Source organism: Synechococcus sp. W4D4, assembly GCF_047716805.1.
In the GTDB taxonomy this organism is placed as follows: Bacteria; Cyanobacteriota; Cyanobacteriia; order PCC-6307; family Cyanobiaceae; genus Vulcanococcus.
Window position 1 is genome coordinate 1,170,123 of the sequence record NZ_CP180404.1, and the last position, 17,702, is coordinate 1,187,824.

Annotated in this window: 21 protein-coding genes; 14 read left to right on the forward strand and 7 right to left on the reverse strand. The window is 63.0% G+C overall.

Annotated elements, in window-relative coordinates; all coding sequences use genetic code 11:
* Positions 1–25: 25 nt before the first annotated feature.
* A complete protein-coding gene (locus tag ACLM42_RS06290) occupies positions 26–1,729 on the forward strand; it encodes an FAD-binding domain-containing protein (protein WP_415400093.1) in 1,704 nt (567 codons plus the stop codon).
* Here ACLM42_RS06290 and pgeF read toward each other — a convergent pair.
* The 3 genes from pgeF to ACLM42_RS06305 are packed head-to-tail and all read right to left on the reverse strand — an operon-like array spanning position 1,722 to position 4,812.
* On the reverse strand, positions 1,722–2,546 hold the full coding sequence (gene pgeF, locus ACLM42_RS06295; protein ID WP_415400094.1) for a peptidoglycan editing factor PgeF: 825 nt from the start codon (positions 2,544–2,546) through the stop codon (positions 1,722–1,724). The two genes, ACLM42_RS06290 and pgeF, sit on opposite strands and share 8 nt — an antisense overlap.
* 8 nt (positions 2,547–2,554) lie before the next feature.
* Positions 2,555–3,454 (reverse strand): Tab2/Atab2 family RNA-binding protein, encoded by a 900-nt coding sequence (locus ACLM42_RS06300; RefSeq protein WP_247910756.1) that lies wholly within the window; start codon positions 3,452–3,454, stop codon positions 2,555–2,557.
* The gene (locus ACLM42_RS06305; protein ID WP_415400095.1) at positions 3,451–4,812 is read right to left on the reverse strand and encodes a S1 RNA-binding domain-containing protein; all 1,362 of its coding nucleotides are present in this window, start codon (positions 4,810–4,812) and stop codon (positions 3,451–3,453) included. Before ACLM42_RS06305 ends, ACLM42_RS06300 begins: the two co-directional genes overlap by 4 nt.
* Before the next feature lie 63 nt (positions 4,813–4,875).
* On the opposite strand from ACLM42_RS06305, the gene ACLM42_RS06310 reads away from it, so the two are divergent.
* The 6 genes from ACLM42_RS06310 (at position 4,876) to folE (ending at position 10,234) form a co-directional block, all read left to right on the forward strand.
* Positions 4,876–5,709 (forward strand): creatininase family protein, encoded by an 834-nt coding sequence (locus ACLM42_RS06310; RefSeq protein ID WP_247910754.1) that lies wholly within the window; start codon positions 4,876–4,878, stop codon positions 5,707–5,709.
* 108 nt (positions 5,710–5,817) lie between these two features.
* Positions 5,818–6,534, forward strand: coding sequence for an aldehyde oxygenase (deformylating) (locus ACLM42_RS06315; RefSeq protein WP_247910753.1), 717 nt, complete (start codon positions 5,818–5,820; stop codon positions 6,532–6,534).
* An 81-nt stretch (positions 6,535–6,615) separates the two neighbouring features.
* Entirely contained in the window at positions 6,616–7,680 is a 1,065-nt protein-coding gene (locus ACLM42_RS06320) for a long-chain acyl-[acyl-carrier-protein] reductase (RefSeq protein WP_247910752.1), read from the forward strand.
* A 47-nt stretch (positions 7,681–7,727) separates the two neighbouring features.
* Entirely contained in the window at positions 7,728–8,717 is a 990-nt protein-coding gene (locus tag ACLM42_RS06325; protein WP_247910751.1) for an acetyl-CoA carboxylase carboxyltransferase subunit alpha, read from the forward strand.
* A gap of 45 nt (positions 8,718–8,762) precedes the next feature.
* A complete protein-coding gene (locus ACLM42_RS06330) occupies positions 8,763–9,494 on the forward strand; it encodes an SDR family oxidoreductase (protein ID WP_415400096.1) in 732 nt (243 codons plus the stop codon).
* Positions 9,495–9,514: 20 nt separating this feature from the next.
* The gene (gene folE / locus ACLM42_RS06335; RefSeq protein WP_247910749.1) at positions 9,515–10,234 is read left to right on the forward strand and encodes a GTP cyclohydrolase I; all 720 of its coding nucleotides are present in this window, start codon (positions 9,515–9,517) and stop codon (positions 10,232–10,234) included.
* A gap of 7 nt (positions 10,235–10,241) precedes the next feature.
* Here folE and ACLM42_RS06340 read toward each other — a convergent pair whose 3' ends face one another.
* Positions 10,242–10,748: a hypothetical protein gene (locus ACLM42_RS06340; RefSeq protein ID WP_415400097.1), complete on the reverse strand. Its 507-nt coding sequence runs from the start codon at positions 10,746–10,748 to the stop codon at positions 10,242–10,244.
* Positions 10,749–10,757: 9 nt separating this feature from the next.
* Positions 10,758–11,462, reverse strand: a complete 705-nt coding sequence (locus ACLM42_RS06345; RefSeq protein ID WP_415400098.1) for a phosphoribosylanthranilate isomerase — start codon at positions 11,460–11,462, stop codon at positions 10,758–10,760.
* Positions 11,463–11,517: 55 nt separating this feature from the next.
* Between ACLM42_RS06345 and ACLM42_RS06350 the strand changes: the two genes are divergently transcribed.
* Positions 11,518–12,744, forward strand: a complete 1,227-nt coding sequence (locus ACLM42_RS06350) for a site-2 protease family protein (protein WP_415400099.1) — start codon at positions 11,518–11,520, stop codon at positions 12,742–12,744.
* Here ACLM42_RS06350 and ACLM42_RS06355 read toward each other — a convergent pair.
* Positions 12,741–13,466 carry a biotin/lipoate A/B protein ligase family protein gene (locus ACLM42_RS06355; protein WP_415400100.1) on the reverse strand — a complete coding sequence of 242 codons (726 nt, stop codon included), beginning with the start codon at positions 13,464–13,466 and terminating at the stop codon, positions 12,741–12,743. The genes ACLM42_RS06350 and ACLM42_RS06355 overlap by 4 nt on opposite strands.
* Positions 13,467–13,503: 37 nt before the next feature.
* Here ACLM42_RS06355 and ACLM42_RS06360 point away from each other — a divergent pair, with 37 nt between their 5' ends.
* Positions 13,504–14,256 carry a sulfite exporter TauE/SafE family protein gene (locus ACLM42_RS06360; RefSeq protein WP_415400101.1) on the forward strand — a complete coding sequence of 251 codons (753 nt, stop codon included), beginning with the start codon at positions 13,504–13,506 and terminating at the stop codon, positions 14,254–14,256.
* A 19-nt stretch (positions 14,257–14,275) separates the two neighbouring features.
* On the opposite strand, the gene ACLM42_RS06365 is transcribed toward ACLM42_RS06360, so the two are convergent.
* Positions 14,276–14,770, reverse strand: a complete 495-nt coding sequence (locus tag ACLM42_RS06365) for a CRR6 family NdhI maturation factor (RefSeq protein ID WP_415400102.1) — start codon at positions 14,768–14,770, stop codon at positions 14,276–14,278.
* Between the two features lie 113 nt (positions 14,771–14,883).
* Here ACLM42_RS06365 and psaM point away from each other — a divergent pair, with 113 nt between their 5' ends.
* The 5 genes from psaM (at position 14,884) to ACLM42_RS06390 (ending at position 17,692) form a co-directional block, all read left to right on the forward strand.
* Positions 14,884–15,003: a photosystem I reaction center subunit XII gene (gene psaM / locus ACLM42_RS06370; protein WP_247910742.1), complete on the forward strand. Its 120-nt coding sequence runs from the start codon at positions 14,884–14,886 to the stop codon at positions 15,001–15,003.
* 258 nt (positions 15,004–15,261) lie between these two features.
* Positions 15,262–15,576 (forward strand): hypothetical protein, encoded by a 315-nt coding sequence (locus ACLM42_RS06375; RefSeq protein WP_247910741.1) that lies wholly within the window; start codon positions 15,262–15,264, stop codon positions 15,574–15,576.
* Between the two features lie 42 nt (positions 15,577–15,618).
* Positions 15,619–16,629: a protochlorophyllide reductase gene (locus ACLM42_RS06380; RefSeq protein WP_247910740.1), complete on the forward strand. Its 1,011-nt coding sequence runs from the start codon at positions 15,619–15,621 to the stop codon at positions 16,627–16,629.
* Between the two features lie 78 nt (positions 16,630–16,707).
* A complete protein-coding gene (locus ACLM42_RS06385) occupies positions 16,708–17,202 on the forward strand; it encodes a hypothetical protein (RefSeq protein WP_247910739.1) in 495 nt (164 codons plus the stop codon).
* 10 nt (positions 17,203–17,212) lie between these two features.
* Positions 17,213–17,692, forward strand: a complete 480-nt coding sequence (locus ACLM42_RS06390) for a hypothetical protein (RefSeq protein ID WP_415398559.1) — start codon at positions 17,213–17,215, stop codon at positions 17,690–17,692.
* Positions 17,693–17,702 lie beyond the last annotated feature (10 nt).

The window sequence follows — 17,702 nt, forward strand, 5'->3', positions numbered from 1 at the left end:
TTTTCAGGAGATTTTTTTTCTATCAATGCCACCAACGCTGGTCTGGTACCGCCGCGATTTGCGAACGCAAGATCACGCACCACTGCAGCAAGCGTGCATGCGGGGACCTGTCATTCCGGTGTTCGTACTGGATGACGCATTGCTATTTCACCCCGAAACAGCGGTGGCGCGGGTTGACTTCCTGCTGCATTCCCTGCGCGCATTAGACGCAAGATTGCGCGTCCTCGGGGGTCGATTAATCGTGCTGAGGGGACAACCGGATGTTGTTCTCACCCGCCTCGCCCAGAGCACTGGAGCCCGTCACGTTCTCGCCCACACCGACAGTGAGCGCCTGGTCGGGCGGGTCCGTGATGCCCGTGTCAGCCGCGCCCTGCAGGACCAAGGCGTTGCCCTGGAGTGGATCGAACCGGCGGGTGCCAGCGCCAGCCTCCAGCCCTACAGCGATTGGAACCGCCAATGGCATGGTGCCATGGCCGCACCGCTCGTGCCGGAACCCAAGCGCGTGGTCGTGCCACCAGCATCGGAACACTGTCCCGATGCACCAATCCCCAACCTCGCTGCTCTTGGGCTGATCAGCGATGGCAAACCGATTCCAGAGGCCGGCAGTGGTGCCGCTCTGCAACGGCTGGAGCGTTTTCTCGAAGGCTCCGATTCCAGGACCTATTACTGGGAATTGAGCTACCCGTCAGCAAGGGTGACTTCGGGGCTCAGCCCTTACCTGAAATTTGGAGTCATCAGCCCCAGGCAGTGCCTGCAGCGGCTTACGGCAGCAGCTCAGCGGGCCAGGGAGAACTCCGATCGCAGTCGCCTGCGCAGCATCCAACAACTGTTCAGCCGAATCCGTTGGGGCTGCTCGATTCACCAGCGCTTTCGCTACCTGCCGCAGCTGGAGTTGCGCTCCCTCTGGAACGCCTTCGATCAAGACACACCGCTCTCAGACAGGCAAACGGAGCTCTATGAGGCCTGGAAAGAAGGGCAAACGGGGTTCCCGATCGTCGATGCAGCAGCCAACTGCCTGCGCGGAGGCGGTGGCTGGTTGGAGCTGAACTTCCGCAGCCGGGCGATCTACGCCAGCTTCCTGAGCAACCTCTGCGGCATCGATTGGCGCTACGGGGCACTGCATTTCATGCGGCACCTGATCGATGGGGACTGTCCCATCGATCACTACCAATGGGCCATGCAAGCCGGCGCGACCTACCGAGGCAGCAAGGCCTGGACCCGCATCTACCACCCGGGCCAGGTGGCCGTGAATCGCTGCGATCCCCATGGCCTGTTCATACGGCGCTGGCTACCTGAGCTCGAGCGGCTCACCAACGACCAGCTGGGCGAACCACCGGCCTTTGCGGACTACCCAGCCCCTGTCCTGAACTACGAGGAGGCGCGCCTGGCCCGGGTGGAGGCATTAAGCAACACACGTCACGGCATTGGAGCCATCCCCATGGCATTGGCGCGGTTACCCGAAGACCTAACCCCCTTTGGTAGCGATCAGATCGCCGGCAGCCAGGTGCTCTGGGCCAAAGAGCACTCACCGGAGCTCTACCCCGAAGCGATCGATCTCGATCGCCTCGACCGGGATGGATGGATGGCCCTGTTGAGCTGGTTCAGCCTCAGGCGTTCCGCGGAAACCGGTGAAGAGGGGGACAGCGAACCCAGGCGCCCGCGCCAAGGCAAGCGGCCATCCAGGCGCAGCAAGACCGCCGACGGGCAGCTGAGCCTGGATTTCAGCTAGGCAGCTGCTGGGAGACGATGCCGCTCCACTGCACCGCCTTGACCTGATCCCGGCGCCAGGAGTGGAACAGCAAGGGCTCTGAAGCCGTGCAGAGAGGACAGACGCTGATCTGCTCCGCTGGCAAGCCAGCCCGCTCCAAGAGCAAACGGGTAGCCAGGCGCAGATCAAGGCGCTGACGCGCGGGATCGGGATCCGGCTGCAGCGCACCACAGGCTTTCAGAGCCGCAAGAGCCGACTCCAGGGAGAGGGCTCCATCCAGGAGCTGCAGCTGCTGGGCGATGGCTTCAGGGACAGCCGGCTCCACTTGATAGTTGGGCCCACTAACGGCTGGCCCCAAAGCGATCAACAGTTCACTGCGCTTGCTACCGCGCTGCTCCAGCTGACGGATCGCCTCCAAGACAATGCCCCCGGCCAGACCACGCCAGCCGGCATGGCAGGCCGCCACCTGACCAGAGCGGGGATCAGCCAGCAGCACTGGGGTGCAATCAGCCCCGCAGACCCAAAGACTCTGCCCACCGGCATCGCTCACTAAGCCATCGGCATCGGGCCAGGGATCTGAACAGGCCTGGCTCGCCGGTAGGACTAAGGCGCTGTGAACCTGTTGAGGCCGGTGAACACTGACCCCGGCGCTGACGTACCCAGCCAGGACATCAGGGCCCCGGCCATGCCACTGGCGGGTGAAGAAGCCATGTTCAAAGGCCTCCAGAAGATTCGACTGGAGGTAATAGCCCCCGTAGCAACCAATCCAGGTCCAGCCCTCCAGGGCATTGAAACCGGCATCAGGACGGTTAAAGGGGGCCTCGACGGCCTCAGCCATGGAGCCCTTTAGGCATCGGGGAGATCACGCAGGATCCAGAACCCATCAAACCCGGGTTGATCGGGACTGGATTGAACCGCCAGGAATTGAACACCGCCTGCCTGGCCGCGGGCGGCCAGGAAAGCCGCCGCCGCCGCCTCAGCCTCTTCGGATTCCAGCTGCCCCAGGAGCCAACGGTCCTCTTGCCCCGCCTCGAGCACCAGCTGCTGGCCGGAGACCTCCAGGCGAACGGGCTCCAGGCCGGAGACCCAACCGGCAATGGCCAAGGAACGACTGGCGCTGAACAAGCGCAAGCCACTGACCATCAGCTCATCGTCCAAGGACGCCGGCAAGGGAACCAAGCCCGCAAAGCTGGTGTCCCAATTCATCGCCTCGCGCAGGGCGCTGATAGGCAGGGAAGCCCAGGACCAACTATCCCCGCGAGCCGCCTCGGGCAGCGGAACAGCCACGGGCTGAATCGGCTGCGGAGGAGGAGCCAGGGGGCCAGCCATGTAGCCCTCTTCCTCGGGGTAAACCGTGGCCTGTCGCTCCTGAAGCCACTCCACGAGCGCGTAGCAACGGCGGCTGGGAACAAGCTCAAGACCAAGCTGCTCAGCCGCCCGTTGCACCATCGTGCGCATGGACGAGCGCCAACAGCGAATCTTGCGGGGCGGGTCAAATCCCTCGGCATCCGCCTGATCCAGCGCCTGCTCCAGGGCCGTCTTCAACCACTGGGAGTTGACGCTCGCGGCGGGGCAATTCAGGACCCACTGAAACGTTCGGTCTGAATTGGCACCGGAGGGGGAGCTGCAAATCAGTAGCTCCCAGCGCTTCTTTCCATCCTCTTCGAGGATCGGACGGGAGTAGTAATCCAGCTCCCAATCCGCCTGCAGTCGGGCGGGACTCGCGGGCTCGGCGGCCTGAATCATCCGGCGGTCTGTTCCTGCTGACGCAGAACGTTACGAGCCCTGTTGGCACGATCGACGGCCTCAGCCATCACTTTGTCGCGCTCGATCAACAACTCACCAGGCTGACCTTCCAGCAGGGCCGTGTTCAAGGCAATGCGGCCGCGGCCAGGGTCCAGGTCGGTGATCAGAGCTTTGACCCGATCACCCTGACCGAAGACTTCACGCAGATCGCGCATTTGACCACCCGTGATCACGGAGTGGTGCAGCAGTCCGCTGATGCCGCCCAGATCCACAAACAAGCCGTAGGGCTTGATCGCCACCACCTGACCTTCGACCAACTGGCCCACCTCCAGGTTCTGAAACAGGGCTGCCGTTGCCGCCTTCTTCTCAGAGAGCACCAACTTGCGGGTGTCAGGGTTGACCTCCAGGAAAGCCACGCCAAGGGTCTTACCCACAAGCGCCTCGTGGTTCTCACCGTCCTGCAGCTGGGAGCGAGGCACAAAACCGCGCAGACCTTCGACATCACAGGTGATGCCGCCGCGGTTGAAGCCGTTGACCTTGACCTGCAGGACCTTGCCTTCTTTCTCCAAGGCACGGACCTTCTCCCAACTGTGGCGCAGGGCCAGGGCGCGGGCGCTGATGGTGACCATGCCATCGGCGTTCTGCTCGCGGGTCACGAGCACTTCCACGCTCAGACCTTTAGGGAAGCGCTCCTTGAGGTTGGTGATGACACCAAGGCCGCATTCCTTCTTAGGCATAAAGCCTGGGGCTTTGCCGCCGATGTCGACGTAAACCCCGTCACTCTCCATACCGATCACCGTGCCGGTGACCACTTCCCCGGTCGTGCCGACGAAATCCTGCTCATCGAGGGCCGCCAGGAAGGCTTCTTCGTCAAAGTCGAAGTCGTCGACTGAACGGGAAGGAACAGCCGCAGGCTTGGCCTGTGGTGTGGCCATTCGGGATCCACCGGCACGGCGACCCTTGCTGCGGTCATCGGGGCCGAGCAGATCAGCCATGCTCAGGCCTTCAAAACCGCTCATGTCAAACAGCTCGTCGTCAGTGCTGGACGGGCTGGTGGCCGGGGCGGCCTGAGGGCGCTGGGGTGCAACCGCGGCCTCACCGCGGGCCGCGCGGGCGGCATTTTCCAATTCAGCCGCGCGCTGAACCGCCGCTTCGGCAGCAGTGCGGGCTTCAGCGGCTTCGCGCTCTAAACGCAGCTGCTCTTCCTTCTTATTGATCTGCAGAACCTGGGGGGGCTTGCGAACCGGCGGCGGCGCTGCGGCGGCGGGACGCTGCGGGGACGGGGGCACCGGACGTGCCGAGGTGGGTTGCTGGTTGGCCGAGGGCTGGGAAGGCTGGGGAGTGCCGGAACCGGCCATGACCAAGCAAAGACGCACAGCGCCACACTGTAGGGACGACCCTCCTTCTTCGAAGACAGCCCAATGGGCGAAGACGCAAACTCCCGTCAGGGGTCTCGTCGCCTCGATCACTTGAACTGGCCAGCCGTTCAAGCAGCCGCGCAAACCGCCGGAAGCACGGTGGTCTGGCCCTTTGGCGCCTTTGAACAACACGGCCCGCACCTCCCCCTGGGAACCGATGCGCTGTTTGCCGAGCGGATCCTGGATCAAGTGCTCGCGGCGTTGCCCGTTCAGGCCCCGATCTGGCGTCTGCCGGTGCAAAGTCTTGGCTTCTCACCCGAGCACCTGAGCTTTCCGGGGACCCTGAGCCTCCCAGCCGAACTGCTCCTTCGCAGCGTTGAAGTCGTCGGAGCTCAGCTGGCGGCAGCCGGTTTCCAGCGATTGGTGCTCTTCAACGGCCATGGCGGTCAAATCGCCCTCCTGCAGGTCGCGGCCCGCCAACTCCGCGCCGCCCACCCTTCCCTGGGGGTACTGCCCTGCTTCCTCTGGAGCGGTCCAAAGGACATCGGTGGCCTGATCCCCGAGCCAGAACGCAGCCAAGGGCTTCATGCCGGACTGGCGGAAACCAGCTTGATGTTGCAGCTGAACCCTGAGCTCGTCGGCCCCGAGCGTCCCATTGATGGCCTCCAGGCCCAAACCCCTCCCCAGGGCTGGAGTCTGGAGGGAGCCGTGCCCAATGCCTGGCTCAGCCAAGACCTCAGCTCCAGCGGTGTGGTCGGCGATGCCACCCAAGCAAGTCCAGCCTTGGGTGAGGCCCTTCAGCAGCGGCTGGTGCAGGGCTGGAGCGAGCTCTTCTCCAATCTCCTCAACAGTGAATGGCCGCCTAGGGAACCGCACACACTGCTGGCGCAGCGCTGAAGAATCGGGCAGTTCAAGCAAGCGGAAGTGGGCAAACGCTGCCAAACACCGTCTTGAGCTTGTGGAGATGGTTACAGTCAATTCCATTGCAACGTGTTCTCGGTAGCCATGGCGACCCTTGAAGCCACTGATCTGCCTACGGCGGGCGCGACTGCGCTTCCCGATTTCACCTGCCCGAACTACAAAGACGCCTACAGCCGGATCAACGCGATCGTGATCGAGGGCGAGCAGGAAGCCCACGACAACTACATTTCGATCGGAACCCTTCTGCCCGATCAGGCCGAGGAACTGACCAAGTTGGCTCGGATGGAGCTGAAGCACATGAAGGGCTTCACCGCCTGTGCCAACAACCTTGGTGTGACCGCCGACATGGCCTTCGCCAAGGAGTTCTTCGCTCCCCTGCACGGCAACTTCAAAAAAGCCCTCGATGAGGGCAAGGTCCCGACCTGCCTCCTCATCCAGGCTCTGCTGATCGAAGCCTTTGCCATCTCGGCGTATCACATCTATATCCCAGTTGCTGATCCCTTTGCCCGCAAGATCACCGAGGGCGTGGTGAAGGACGAGTACACCCATCTCAACTACGGCGAGGTCTGGCTCAAGGCCAATCTCGAGACCTGCCGCGAGGAACTGGAGGAGGCCAACCGCGAGAACCTGCCCCTGATCCGCCGCATGCTGGATGAGGTGGCCGGTGATGCAGCCGTGCTGCAGATGGACAAGGAAGACCTGATCGAAGACTTCCTGATCGCCTACCAAGAAGCTTTGACCGAGATCGGTTTCACCACCCGCGAAATCGCCCGCATGGCGGCTGCCGCCCTGGTCGGCTGAACACATCAGCCTGAACGAACCGGCGCTGGCCTTTAATCAGGTGTCTTCTTGGCCGGTGTGCAACCAGGAGAGCCCCCACGAATGTTTGGTCTGATCGGTCACTCCAGCAGCTTTGCGCAGGCCCAAGAGAAGGCCCGCGACTTGGGGCTTCAGGAGATGGCCGAGGCGGACCTGCTCTCCTGGTGTTCAGCGCCGCCTCAGCTGCTCGAAACCTTCGAGGTCACGAGCAAGACTGGGAAAACCATTCAAGGGACCTACATCGACTCCTGCTTCGTGCCGGAGATGCTGAGTCGCTTCAAGACAGCAACCCGAAAGGTTCAAAACGCCATGGAGTTGGCGCAGAAGAACGGCATCAATGTCACGGCCCTGGGGGGATTCACCTCCATCATTTTCGAGAACTACGACCTCTCGAAGTTCCAACAAATCCGCAACACCACCCTGGAGTGGGAACGTTTCACCACGGGGAACACCCACACCGCCTGGGTGATCTGCCAACAGGTTGAAACCAATGCGCCTCTTCTTGGCATTGACCTGAGCCGCGCCAAGGTTGCCGTGGTCGGCGCCACCGGTGACATCGGCAGTGCGGTCTGCCGTTGGCTCTCCCAAAAAACGGGAGTGGGTGAATTGCTGCTGGTCGCCCGGCAACAACAACGACTTTTGGACCTCCAAGAGTCCCTTGGCGGCGGTCGTGTCCTCAGCCTCGAAGAAGCGCTCCCTGAAGCGGATGTGGTGGTTTGGGTCGCGAGCTTGCCCCAAACCCTGACGATCGATCAGGGGAGCCTGCGCAAACCCTGCCTGATGATTGACGGCGGCTACCCCAAGAACCTCGACGCCAAGGTGGCCGGAGAAGGTGTCCATGTCCTCAAAGGCGGCATCGTCGAGTTCTGGCAGGACATCAGCTGGCAGATGATGGAAGTTGTAGAGATGGAAAACCCCAAACGCCAGTTGTTCGCTTGCTTTGCAGAGGCAATGCTGCTGGAATTTGAGGGCATCCACACGAACTTCAGCTGGGGACGCAACCGCATCTCCATCGCCAACATGGAGCTCATTGGTGAAGCCTCCCTGAGGCACGGTTTCCGCGCCATCGGCCTGAAGCAATCCCCCACCAGCTCCGGCAACCCCGACCTTGAACTGGCCGCTGCCTAAGGCCCTCCGGTTCAACGCTCGCTCCCCTGCCCCTCACACCCGCTGCCATGGCCCGTCGTCCCCTGCTCGACTTCGAGAAGCCCCTGGTGGAGCTGGAGGAGCAGATCGACCAAATCCGGCAACTGGCCAAGGATTCTGAAGTTGACGTCAGTCAGCAGTTGCTGCAACTGGAGACCCTGGCGGCACGGCGGCGCGAAGAGATCTTCAGCAACCTGAGCCCGGCCCAGAAGATTCAGGTCGCCCGTCACCCTCAGCGGCCCAGCACCCTCGACTACATCCAGGTGCTGACCGATGAATTCATCGAACTGCATGGGGACCGTCGGGGCAGCGATGACCAAGCCCTCATTGGCGGAGTGGGTCGCATCGGCGAGCAAGGCGTGGTCCTGCTGGGGCATCAGAAAGGGCGGGACACCAAGGAGAACGTGGCCCGCAATTTCGGCATGGCCTCACCGGGGGGGTATCGCAAGGCCATGCGTCTGATGGATCACGCCGATCGCTTCCGTCTGCCGATCCTCAGTTTCATCGACACCCCAGGGGCCTACGCCGGTCTGCTGGCGGAAGAACAGGGTCAGGGTGAAGCCATTGCGGTGAACCTGCGGGAGATGTTCAAGCTGCGGGTTCCGATCCTCGCCACCGTCATTGGCGAAGGGGGCTCCGGCGGAGCCCTTGGCATCGGAGTGGCTGACCGGCTTCTGATGTTCCAGCACAGCGTCTACACCGTGGCCAGCCCCGAGGCCTGCGCATCAATTCTCTGGCGGGATGCCGGCAAGGCGCCCGTTGCAGCGGAAGCCCTGAAAATCACCGCCCCGGATCTGCTGAAGCTGGGAATCATCGACGAAATCATTGCCGAGCCCTCCGGCGGCAACCACTGGGCCCCGCGCCAGGCCGCAGAGAACCTGAAGGCCGCCCTCATGCAACAGCTGGCGGTCCTGCTGGCCCTCAGTGAAGAGCAACTGGTGGATCAGCGTTACGCCAAATTCCGGCGGATGGGGCGCTATCTGGAATCCGGAGCCCAAGACACGAGCCTCAGCTCTTAAGGTTTTCTACGGTTTTATTGGGGCTCCTATGGCCCGCCAGCGCCCTTGAGCTCCTCTGCTTCCGCACTACCTCCCGTCGCCTTGATCACAGGGGCATCAAGGGGCATTGGAGCTGCCGCAGCACGGGCCTTTGCCCAAGCGGGCTATCAGCTCTTGCTCCTGGCCAGGTCCGAGCAGGATCTCGAGCAACTGGCCCAGGAACTTCGCAGCGACAGCTGCCGCGTGGAAACGATCTCTGTGGATCTTTCCAATCCCCAGGCCATTGCGCCTGCCCTCGAGAACTTGCTGGCCCGGGGGCTCGTCCCAACCGTGCTCATCAACAATGCCGGGGCGGCCTACACGGGCTCTTTGGCCGAGATGCCCCTAGAGCAGTGGCAGTGGTTGCTGCAGCTCAACCTGACCAGTGTTGTTCAAACCTGCCAGGCGGTCCTGCCAAGCCTCCGCCAGACCAGCGGTTTGATCATCAACGTCAGCAGCCATGCGGCCCGCAATGCCTTCCCGGAATGGGGGGCCTACTGCACCACCAAAGCCGCACTTGCCTCCTTTAGCCGCTGTCTGGCGGAAGAGGAACGCCAGCACGGGATCCGCGTCTCCACCCTCACCTTGGGTGCGGTAAACACCCCCCTCTGGGACAGCGAGACCGTCCACAGTTCTTTCGACCGGCGTGCCATGCTCACTCCAGAGCGCGTGGCTGAGACGCTGTTGTCTTTGGCCCAGCAACCTTCCTCCAACGTTGTGGAGGACATCACCCTTATGCCCGCCGCGGGCGTTCTTTGAACGCAGCCCGGGATCTGTTCATGACTTCAACCCTGCCCTCGAGTATTCCCGGTCAGTTGGCCCCTGTGAGCCGGCGCATCCGCGAACGCCTTGAGTCTGCCGGCGTCCCCTTTCTGGCGAACGACAACATTGCCGAGCACCTGAAAGACGGTGAACTCGATCAACTCGAGATCGAGGTTGCAGGCAAGGTGCGCGAGCTGCTGCGCAGCTTGGTGATCGATATCGATAACGACCACAACACTGAGGAAACTGCGGAGCGCGTCGCCCGCATGTACCTCCACGAGGTGTTCAAGGGCCGCTACCACCATCAGCCCAAGATCGCGAGCTTCCCCAACGTCAAAAAGCTTGACGAGATCTACACCGTGGGGCCGATCACGGTGCGTTCCGCCTGCTCACACCACCTGGTTCCCATCCTGGGCAACTGCTGGATCGGGATCAAGCCCGGTGATCAGGTCATTGGTCTCTCGAAGTTCTCCCGCGTGGCTGACTGGGTCTTCTCCCGTCCTCACATCCAGGAGGAGGCCGTGATGATCCTGGCCGATGAAATTGAGCGTCTGTGCGAGCCCCAGGGTCTGGCGATCCTGGTCAAGGCTCAGCACTACTGCATGAAGTGGCGCGGGGTAAAAGAGCCTCAAACCAGCATGGTGAACTCCATCGTTCGCGGTGACTTCCGCCACGACTCCAGCCTCAAGGCTGAATTCTTCGAGTTGGTCAAGCAGCAGGAGTCGATGCTGGGCTGAGCAGCCCTCAAGGCGCTTGCACCGGGCCAATCGGGGTGGAGGCGATTCGTTTGACCTGGCCGTTCTGCTTCACCACGGCCACGACCATGAGGTTTTGACCGACATCCACAGGTGCCGGGACATAGCGAGTGCCCTGCGCTGTTTCGATCAACAGCCAGGTACGGTCAGAGGTCCCCTTCCGGTACCAGTGGAACTGGGGATTCGCGACAGCGGCATTGGCATCGGCCTGGAGGGTGGCCTGCAGCAGCTCCCCCTCAATGGCCTCACCGTCAATGACCAACGACTGCAAGCCATCGATCTGCTGCTGAATGGCTCCCTCAAGCTCCAGATCAGCGGAGATCTGATCGCGGAACGTACGGATCTGTTGTTGGGCGCTCTCCGTGACACCAGGAATGCACTGCAGGCTCGCTCCCACCAGCCGGCAGCCCACCAAGTCCTGGGCCCGTGCACCAAGGCCTGACGCCAACGCGAGGGTCAAGCCCAAGAGCACGGGGGCGGAGCGCTGAGCGGCCATGGGCTCGATTTAGTTGCTCAAATCCTGGCGGAAGGGAGCCAAGGCGGCCACAAGCTGCTGCACTTTGGCCAGGTCCTTATCACCGGGAGCTCGCTCCACCCCACTGGAGACGTCCAAACCAGAGGGGGGCTGGTGTTGAAGCGCCTGCAACGCCGGGGCGATCCGATCTGGATTCAGGCCACCCGCGAGCCACCAGGGCAGAGTTGGCTGAAAGCCACTGAGCCATTCGATCGGGATGCGATGGCCCGTCCCGCCGAGCTGATCGGGAACCCAGGCATCGAGCAGCAACCCATCGACCACAGCCCCGTAGTCGGCCGCCCGCTGTAAATCATCAGGCTGCCGAATTCTCAAGGCTTTCCAGAGCAGAAGATCAGGGCCCAGTGCCTGACGCAGTTGCAAGCAGCGCTCCGGGGTTTCTTGACCATGGAGCTGGACCACCTGATGGCCTCCAGCGGGACCCAACACCGGAACGTCATGATCAGTGGGATCTGCCACCACCAGGACGCCCAGACAACGGCTGGAGGCCTGACGCACCGCCGAGAAGAGCGCAGGCCTCGCGTCCTGGGCCAACCAGCGGGGGGACGATTCGACGCCAATGACCCCGATGGCATCCACGCCAAGAGCGGCAACGGCATAGGCCTGCTCAGGGGTGCGCAATCCACAGACCTTCAACCAAGGCTGGGGCCCAAGCGAGGGATCTGGACGCGCCGTCATGCCGTGGCCCCTAGAAGCAGAACCTTTCTAGGATCAGGTCAAAGGACGAGGACGTGTGGGGGAAGGCTGGCAGTTGATGCGGATTCAGGGCATCCCCCTGCGCATTCACCCCAGCTGGTTTCTGATCTTGGCCCTGGCCACGGTGGCCTTCCAACAGCAGTACAGCCAGCAATTTTCAGCGCAAGCCCAGGAGCCCCTGCTCTGGGCCATTGGCCTACTGACCGCCCTGCTGCTCTTCGTCTCGGTGCTGCTCCATGAGTTGGGGCACTCCCTGGTGGCGCTGAGTCAGGGGGTCAAGGTCCGCAGCATCACCCTGTTCCTCCTCGGTGGGGTAGCCAGTGTGGAGCGGGAGTGCCCGACGGCCATGGGCTCCTTCTGGGTGGCCGCCGCTGGCCCCCTGGTGAGCCTGGCCCTCTCCGCCCTGCTGCTGCTGAGTACGCACAGCGCTAGCCATGCCTCTCCCCTGCTCGGGGCGATGGTGAGCGAGCTGGGCGGCCTGAATCTGATCCTGGCTCTGTTCAACCTGCTGCCCGGACTCCCCCTCGACGGCGGCCTCATCCTCAAGGCGCTGGTCTGGCAGTTCACCGGAAGCCAACGCAAGGGCATCCAGGTGGCCACCGCCAGCGGCAAGGTGCTGGCCTTCACCGCCATCGGCCTTGGTGCCTTCCTGCTGCTGCGGGGAGCGGGGGTAGCTGGGATTTGGTTGATGCTGCTGGGTTGGTTTGGCCTGGGGGCCGCCCGCAACCAAACGCAGATGCTCGCCCTCCAAAGCGTGCTGCGCCGACTGCAGGTCAAAGATGCCGCCCAAAGGCGTTTCCGGGTTCTAGAGGCCGACACCAAACTGCGGGAGCTCAGCCGGATTCGAGTGAGCGACGAGAACGGTCTGGCTGACTGGTTGCTGGTCTGTGATCGCGGCCGCTGGAAGGGATTCGTCACCGATGCTCCCCTGCAAAGCCTGCCCGTTCAGCGGTGGGATGAAGAAACCGTCGGAGACCATCTACAACCGCTCGATCAACTGCCGACCATCCGCGATGGTGCACCGCTTTGGCAGGCGATCCTGCAGCTCGACCAACCTGAGGTCAACCGACTCCTGGTGCTCGGTCCCGCGGGCTTACCCAGTGGCACGTTGGAGCGACCGGAGCTGGCAGAAAGGGTCCTGAAGGAACTGGGCGTCCGTCTTCCTCTACCCATCCTGGAAGCAGCGCGTCGCCAGGGCGTCTATCCCCTGGGAATGATGTTGCCGCCGGTGGCGCGCACCATCGAAAGCAACCCTGAGGCTTAAGGGGACAAGAAGGCTCCGCCCTCCAGCTGCTGGATCTGCTTCCACTCGCAGGCGTTCAGGTCCATCGTTTGTAGATCCCCTCCACAGAGGTGATCACGCGCCGCCACCTGCAGCGCCTCCATCACCGCCAACTCAGGCAAGGGATCCAGATCCGGAGCGGCACTGGAGAAGACCTCCTGCCAAAGCCCCTGGGGCGGCTGAATCAAGACGCTGCCGTGCTGCAGCAGGCAGGCCCCACTCCAGAGCTGGGCACTGCCGATGCGCTTGGCGCCGTTGGCCTGGATCAGATCAGCGGCCGTACCGCTGGCAAAACAGTTCCCCCGTTGCGCCGCCTCCGCGGCCTTGACGGTGCCGAATGCCAGCGGCACTCCCAACGTCTTGAAAGCCGCCAACAACCACTGACAGGCTTCGCCATAGGCCGTGAGCCGATGGGTCGTACTCGGCCGGCAGGCCAGGGCATAGGTCAATTCACCGGCATGCAGGACCGCCCGACCACCGCTGGGGCGCCTGACCAAGTGCAAACGCCCCTGCTGGGCTAGCGCCATCCAACGGGGATCGATCTGGCGTTGATGCCTCCCGAGGGACAAGGTCGGCTGACTCCAGCGGTAGAGCCGAAGCATCGGGGACCCGCTCTCCTCGCACTGCTGGGCCAGCATCCAGCGGTCGATGGCCATCTGCCGGTTGCCGTCAGCCGTCAGCGGAGGGATCCAACGCCAGGTCATGGAGCTGACAGGATGCGCAATTGCGGTCGGCGACGCCATGACCTGGGAACTCCTGCCTCTGCTGCCACTCGGCATCTTGGCCGGATTGCTTTCGGGATTGCTGGGCATCGGCGGCGGACTGGTGTTCTCGCCCCTGTTGCTCTGGATTGGACTGCCGCCCCATCAGGCCCTGGCCACCAGCACCTTGGCAATCGTCCCCACCACCATGGCGGGCAGCCTGACCCACTGGCGCAGCGGTCAGGTGCCCAGACAAGCGGCCCTAGCGATCTGCGCGGGGGCAGCCTGTGGCGGGGGGCTCTTCAGCCAAGTTGGCCACAGCCTGGAGGGGTGGCAACTGCTGGCCCTGCAAGCCCTGATGTACGGGCTCCTGGCCATGGTGATTCGTCCCAAACAAGCCAACGGCAAGACCCGCACCACTGTCCCCGTGCCCGGCCTGGTCGGTGTCGGTCTGGTGGCGGGGCTCTCCAGCGGTCTGCTCGGCGTCGGCGGCGGCCTGGTGATGGTGCCGCTAATGGTGCGAGGACTGCAGCTGGGGGTCTATCAAGCGATTCGGCTGAGCACGATGGCGGTCTTCGCCTCATCCCTGGTGGCCGCCATCACCTTCTGGGGCGACGGCCGGGCGCAACTGCTGATCGGCTTGGTCCTCGGGGCTGCTGCCGCCTCGGCTGCCCAGTGGTCGGCCGCTCACCTGCAGAACGTGTCCGAAGAACGTCTGGTGGGACTGATCAGGCTGCTCTGCATCCTGCTGGCCGTTGATGTGGGCCGGCGGGCCCTGCTGCTCTGGCTCTAGCGGCTGGGCTGGCTTGGATCTAGTGGTGCTGATGCTCTTTCCAGAAGCTGCCATCCAGCTCAAAACCGAGCACGGCCGCCATCTGCTCAAGGTTGCCGCGGCAGTTCAGGCCATACCCCCTGGACCAGTGATCCAACAGATAGAGGCGGTGGGTCATCCACAGCTCGAGGCTGTCTGGGGCGAAGCGAATCCCCTCGCTGCGGCTGAACTGGTGGGGAAGCAGCATCGCCACATGGCGGGTCAACTGACCGCTGCTGCGCTCCAGCAAAAGAGGCAGCCAAGGGCAGAGGGCATCAGCGCGAAGACTCCAGAGCCGCAGCTCCGTGATTTCGGAGAGCTCGCGGGGGTCTTCTGCTGCGCGGGGCCAATCGAAGTTGAGCGTGAGGCTTCCGCTGGCCTGCAGCAGGTCCTTGGGGTCCAAGGCAAACCAAGGCTGCAGGGGTTCGAGACTCTGGTCTTGAACTTGCTGCGCCGAGATCGACAGCGTGCCCTCAGGAGCAAGACCAGACACCAAAGACCTCTTCAGGAGTGTCAATTGACCGTAGCGAGCCCATCCCCCAGGGGTGTCGAGCTGTGACAGGCCCAGGCTCCCTCCCTAGCCAGAACCACCATCTGCGTGAAAATGGGATGGTGTTTTTCTCGACGGTCATGTCCCTCACCCAGGCTGAAATTCTGATTGCCCTGGTGGTGGCCGCCCACGCTGGCGTGCTCGCAGTGCGTCTTGCCGCCAGCCTCTATCGCGCCTGATCCCTTGGCACGGGAGGGACGACCTGCTAGAAGCGGTGCGTCTCTCCCGACTCCTCTACCCCCTTGAGCCCCTCCCGATCTGCCCAGCTATCGCAGCGGCGATCTGCAAATCGGAGCAGAACTGCTCAAGAGTCCAAAGCTGAGCCCGTCCGTGGCCGTCGCCATTCAGGCCGCCCACAGCAGCGCAATGAGCCCAAGCTGAGCGTTGTTGAGCCAGGGCCGGCCCCTCAGCTCAGAGCTTCGAGCCCAACTCAGGAATTGCTCTACGGATCCATCGGGCTCTCCCTCAAGGTTGGCCTGTCCCTGGTGGCTGTCGTCAGCCTGGTGCGACTGGCTGGGGCCTACCAGGAGCGCCTGGATCGCTACGGGGAAATCACAGCCGTTCTGGATATCCAGAAAGCGAAGCTGCTCAAGGCCCAAAACCGTTTTGATCGCCTGTTCAACGTGGGCGGTGAGCAAAAGCTGATCCAAGAACAAGACCAGTGGATTGCGCCGAACCGCCTGCGGGTGGTCTGGAAGCAAGCCAGCCCGGATTCCAATCAGCAACCGTCCAACCCAGTCGCGAACCCCTGAGGCGTTTGCTTCCGTAAGTTGTTGCGGGCAGTTTTTGGGTCCATGACCGCCAGCAGCGAAACCAGTTCAAGCAACCTCCCGGAAACAGCCGGCCGTGCCGGTGCGGTGTTGGTGACTGGCACCACCTCAGGGGTTGGACTCAATGCCGTGAAGGCCCTGACCGATCGGGGTTGGACGGTGGTCACGGCCAATCGGGATCCAGTGCGTGCCGGAGCCGCAGCCGATGCCCTTGGCATTGCGCGCGAGAAGCTCCACCACATCCGGATGGATCTAGGGGATCTTGAGAGCGTCCGGGTGGGCGTTGAAACCCTGATCGATTCCCTGGGCTTCGGCCTCGATGCCCTCGTGATCAATGCGGCGGTCTACAAGCCGAGACTCAAGGAGCCTGAGCGCTCTCCCCAGGGCTACGAGCTCTCCATGGCCACCAACCACCTGGGGCACTTCCTGCTCATCCAACTGCTGCTGCCGCAGCTGCAGGCCTCACAGCATCCCTCCCGGCGGGTGGTGATCCTTGGCACGGTGACCGCGAACTCCAAGGAGCTTGGCGGCAAGATCCCCATCCCTGCGCCGGCCGACCTAGGCGACCTCAGCGGTTTTAAAGCCGGGTTCAAGGCTCCGATTGCCATGGCCAATGGCAAGACCTTCAAACCTGGGAAGGCCTACAAAGACAGCAAGCTCTGCAACATGATCACAACGCAGGAGCTGCATCGCCGCCTGCACGACTCCACGGGGATCGTCTTCAGCTCCCTCTATCCCGGCTGCGTCGCCGACACCCCGCTGTTCCGGAACACTCCGCGGGCCTTCCAGAAGATCTTCCCCTGGTTCCAAAAGAACGTCACCGGCGGCTACGTCAGCCAGGCTCTTGCCGGGGAGCGGGTCGCCCAGGTTGTCGCCGATCCAAGCTTCGGCACATCAGGGGTCCACTGGAGTTGGGGCAATCGCCAGAAGCAAGGCGGGAAACAGTTCAGCCAAGAACTCTCCGATAAAGCCAGTAACCCCGAAACCGCTCAGGGGGTTTGGGAAGAATCGCTCAAGTTGGTCGGCTTGGGCTAGTCCAACGTCTCCCTTGCAGTAGGGATGACAACCCCTCATCCCTGATGTATGCCTACGGCAAGCCTTGCAGGGTTGCCGATGGGCAGGCCGGTGAATCCACTGAATGCCCAGGACCAGCCCCGCTGGTTCCTCTTGGCCATGGCGTGTCGGTGGCCCCTGGCCATTGTGCTCGCCACCTGGTCAGCGGCCTTGGCGGCCATCCAGATCCTGGGGCAACCCATTCCGATCGCCGTCAAGCGCCAAATGCCCTTTCCGGTGGTGCTGAAGGGACCGATTCAGGTTGAGAAGATTCTGACCCCGGTCCAGGTTCAGGCCAATGGCTCCCTGCCGGTCGCCGTCAGCGCCAGTTCGGCTCTCCCCGTGAAGGCCAATGAGTCCCTCCCCGTCGATGTGGGGCGAATTGAGAAGCCGGTGGCGGTTGAGAAGATCGTCGAACCCGTGGAGATCCTCAGCGATGAACCGCTGCTGGTGAATGGCGAGGTGGGGGTCAACCAGATCGGCGGCAACGTCACCGTCACCATCAAGGACGCCCTGAAATCGGTTTCCCCCCTACCGCTGCCCCCCCTACCTTGAGGCGCTGGCCATGACTCAACGCGTCCCCCTACTCCCCGCGCTTTCAGGCAGCGTGGTCCTGCTGATGGGCACGAGCCTCCCCACAGCCCTGGCTGAGACGGCCAGCAGTGCCTCAACAGCCGAGCAGCAGGAGATCTTGGAGCGCCTGCGGGAGCGACAGCAGGAAGAGCAGGAACGTTGGCGGCGCTTCGGCGATGTCGAGGTGGATTGGAAAAGCTGGAAGCCCTTTGACAGTCACCCCTACGTCTGGATTACCCCCTGGCGGCGGGCCGTGACAAGGCCAACGGCCATCGGCGGCCTGAGTTGGCCTTCAACTCCAGACACCAATCCCAAGGGCAGCATTCCCGATCGGGCCCTAGCGGTGAACTGCCGCGACATGACCATCAACCGCAAGAGGGCTGGATCGAACTGGGGCGACTGGCGCGTTCCGGCCGTGGGCACCCCTGCTGAGCAGCTCCTGCTGACTGCCTGCTCCAGCTTGAGCTCTTGAACAGAACTGC

Excerpts from the sequence above, each read along its gene's own strand:
- ACLM42_RS06290 (WP_415400093.1), top strand. The coding sequence starts at position 26 with ATGCCACCAACGCTGGTCTGGTACCGCCGCGATTTGCGAACGCAAGAT.
- pgeF (WP_415400094.1), bottom strand. The coding sequence starts at position 2,546 with ATGGCTGAGGCCGTCGAGGCCCCCTTTAACCGTCCTGATGCCGGTTTC.
- ACLM42_RS06300 (WP_247910756.1), bottom strand. The coding sequence starts at position 3,454 with ATGATTCAGGCCGCCGAGCCCGCGAGTCCCGCCCGACTGCAGGCGGAT.
- ACLM42_RS06305 (WP_415400095.1), bottom strand. The coding sequence starts at position 4,812 with ATGGCCGGTTCCGGCACTCCCCAGCCTTCCCAGCCCTCGGCCAACCAG.
- ACLM42_RS06310 (WP_247910754.1), top strand. The coding sequence starts at position 4,876 with ATGGGCGAAGACGCAAACTCCCGTCAGGGGTCTCGTCGCCTCGATCAC.
- ACLM42_RS06315 (WP_247910753.1), top strand. The coding sequence starts at position 5,818 with ATGGCGACCCTTGAAGCCACTGATCTGCCTACGGCGGGCGCGACTGCG.
- ACLM42_RS06320 (WP_247910752.1), top strand. The coding sequence starts at position 6,616 with ATGTTTGGTCTGATCGGTCACTCCAGCAGCTTTGCGCAGGCCCAAGAG.
- ACLM42_RS06325 (WP_247910751.1), top strand. The coding sequence starts at position 7,728 with ATGGCCCGTCGTCCCCTGCTCGACTTCGAGAAGCCCCTGGTGGAGCTG.
- folE (WP_247910749.1), top strand. The coding sequence starts at position 9,515 with ATGACTTCAACCCTGCCCTCGAGTATTCCCGGTCAGTTGGCCCCTGTG.
- ACLM42_RS06340 (WP_415400097.1), bottom strand. The coding sequence starts at position 10,748 with ATGGCCGCTCAGCGCTCCGCCCCCGTGCTCTTGGGCTTGACCCTCGCG.
- ACLM42_RS06345 (WP_415400098.1), bottom strand. The coding sequence starts at position 11,462 with ATGACGGCGCGTCCAGATCCCTCGCTTGGGCCCCAGCCTTGGTTGAAG.
- ACLM42_RS06355 (WP_415400100.1), bottom strand. The coding sequence starts at position 13,466 with ATGACCTGGCGTTGGATCCCTCCGCTGACGGCTGACGGCAACCGGCAG.
- ACLM42_RS06360 (WP_415400101.1), top strand. The coding sequence starts at position 13,504 with ATGACCTGGGAACTCCTGCCTCTGCTGCCACTCGGCATCTTGGCCGGA.
- psaM (WP_247910742.1), top strand. The coding sequence starts at position 14,884 with ATGGTGTTTTTCTCGACGGTCATGTCCCTCACCCAGGCTGAAATTCTG.
- ACLM42_RS06380 (WP_247910740.1), top strand. The coding sequence starts at position 15,619 with ATGACCGCCAGCAGCGAAACCAGTTCAAGCAACCTCCCGGAAACAGCC.
- ACLM42_RS06385 (WP_247910739.1), top strand. The coding sequence starts at position 16,708 with ATGGGCAGGCCGGTGAATCCACTGAATGCCCAGGACCAGCCCCGCTGG.
- ACLM42_RS06390 (WP_415398559.1), top strand. The coding sequence starts at position 17,213 with ATGACTCAACGCGTCCCCCTACTCCCCGCGCTTTCAGGCAGCGTGGTC.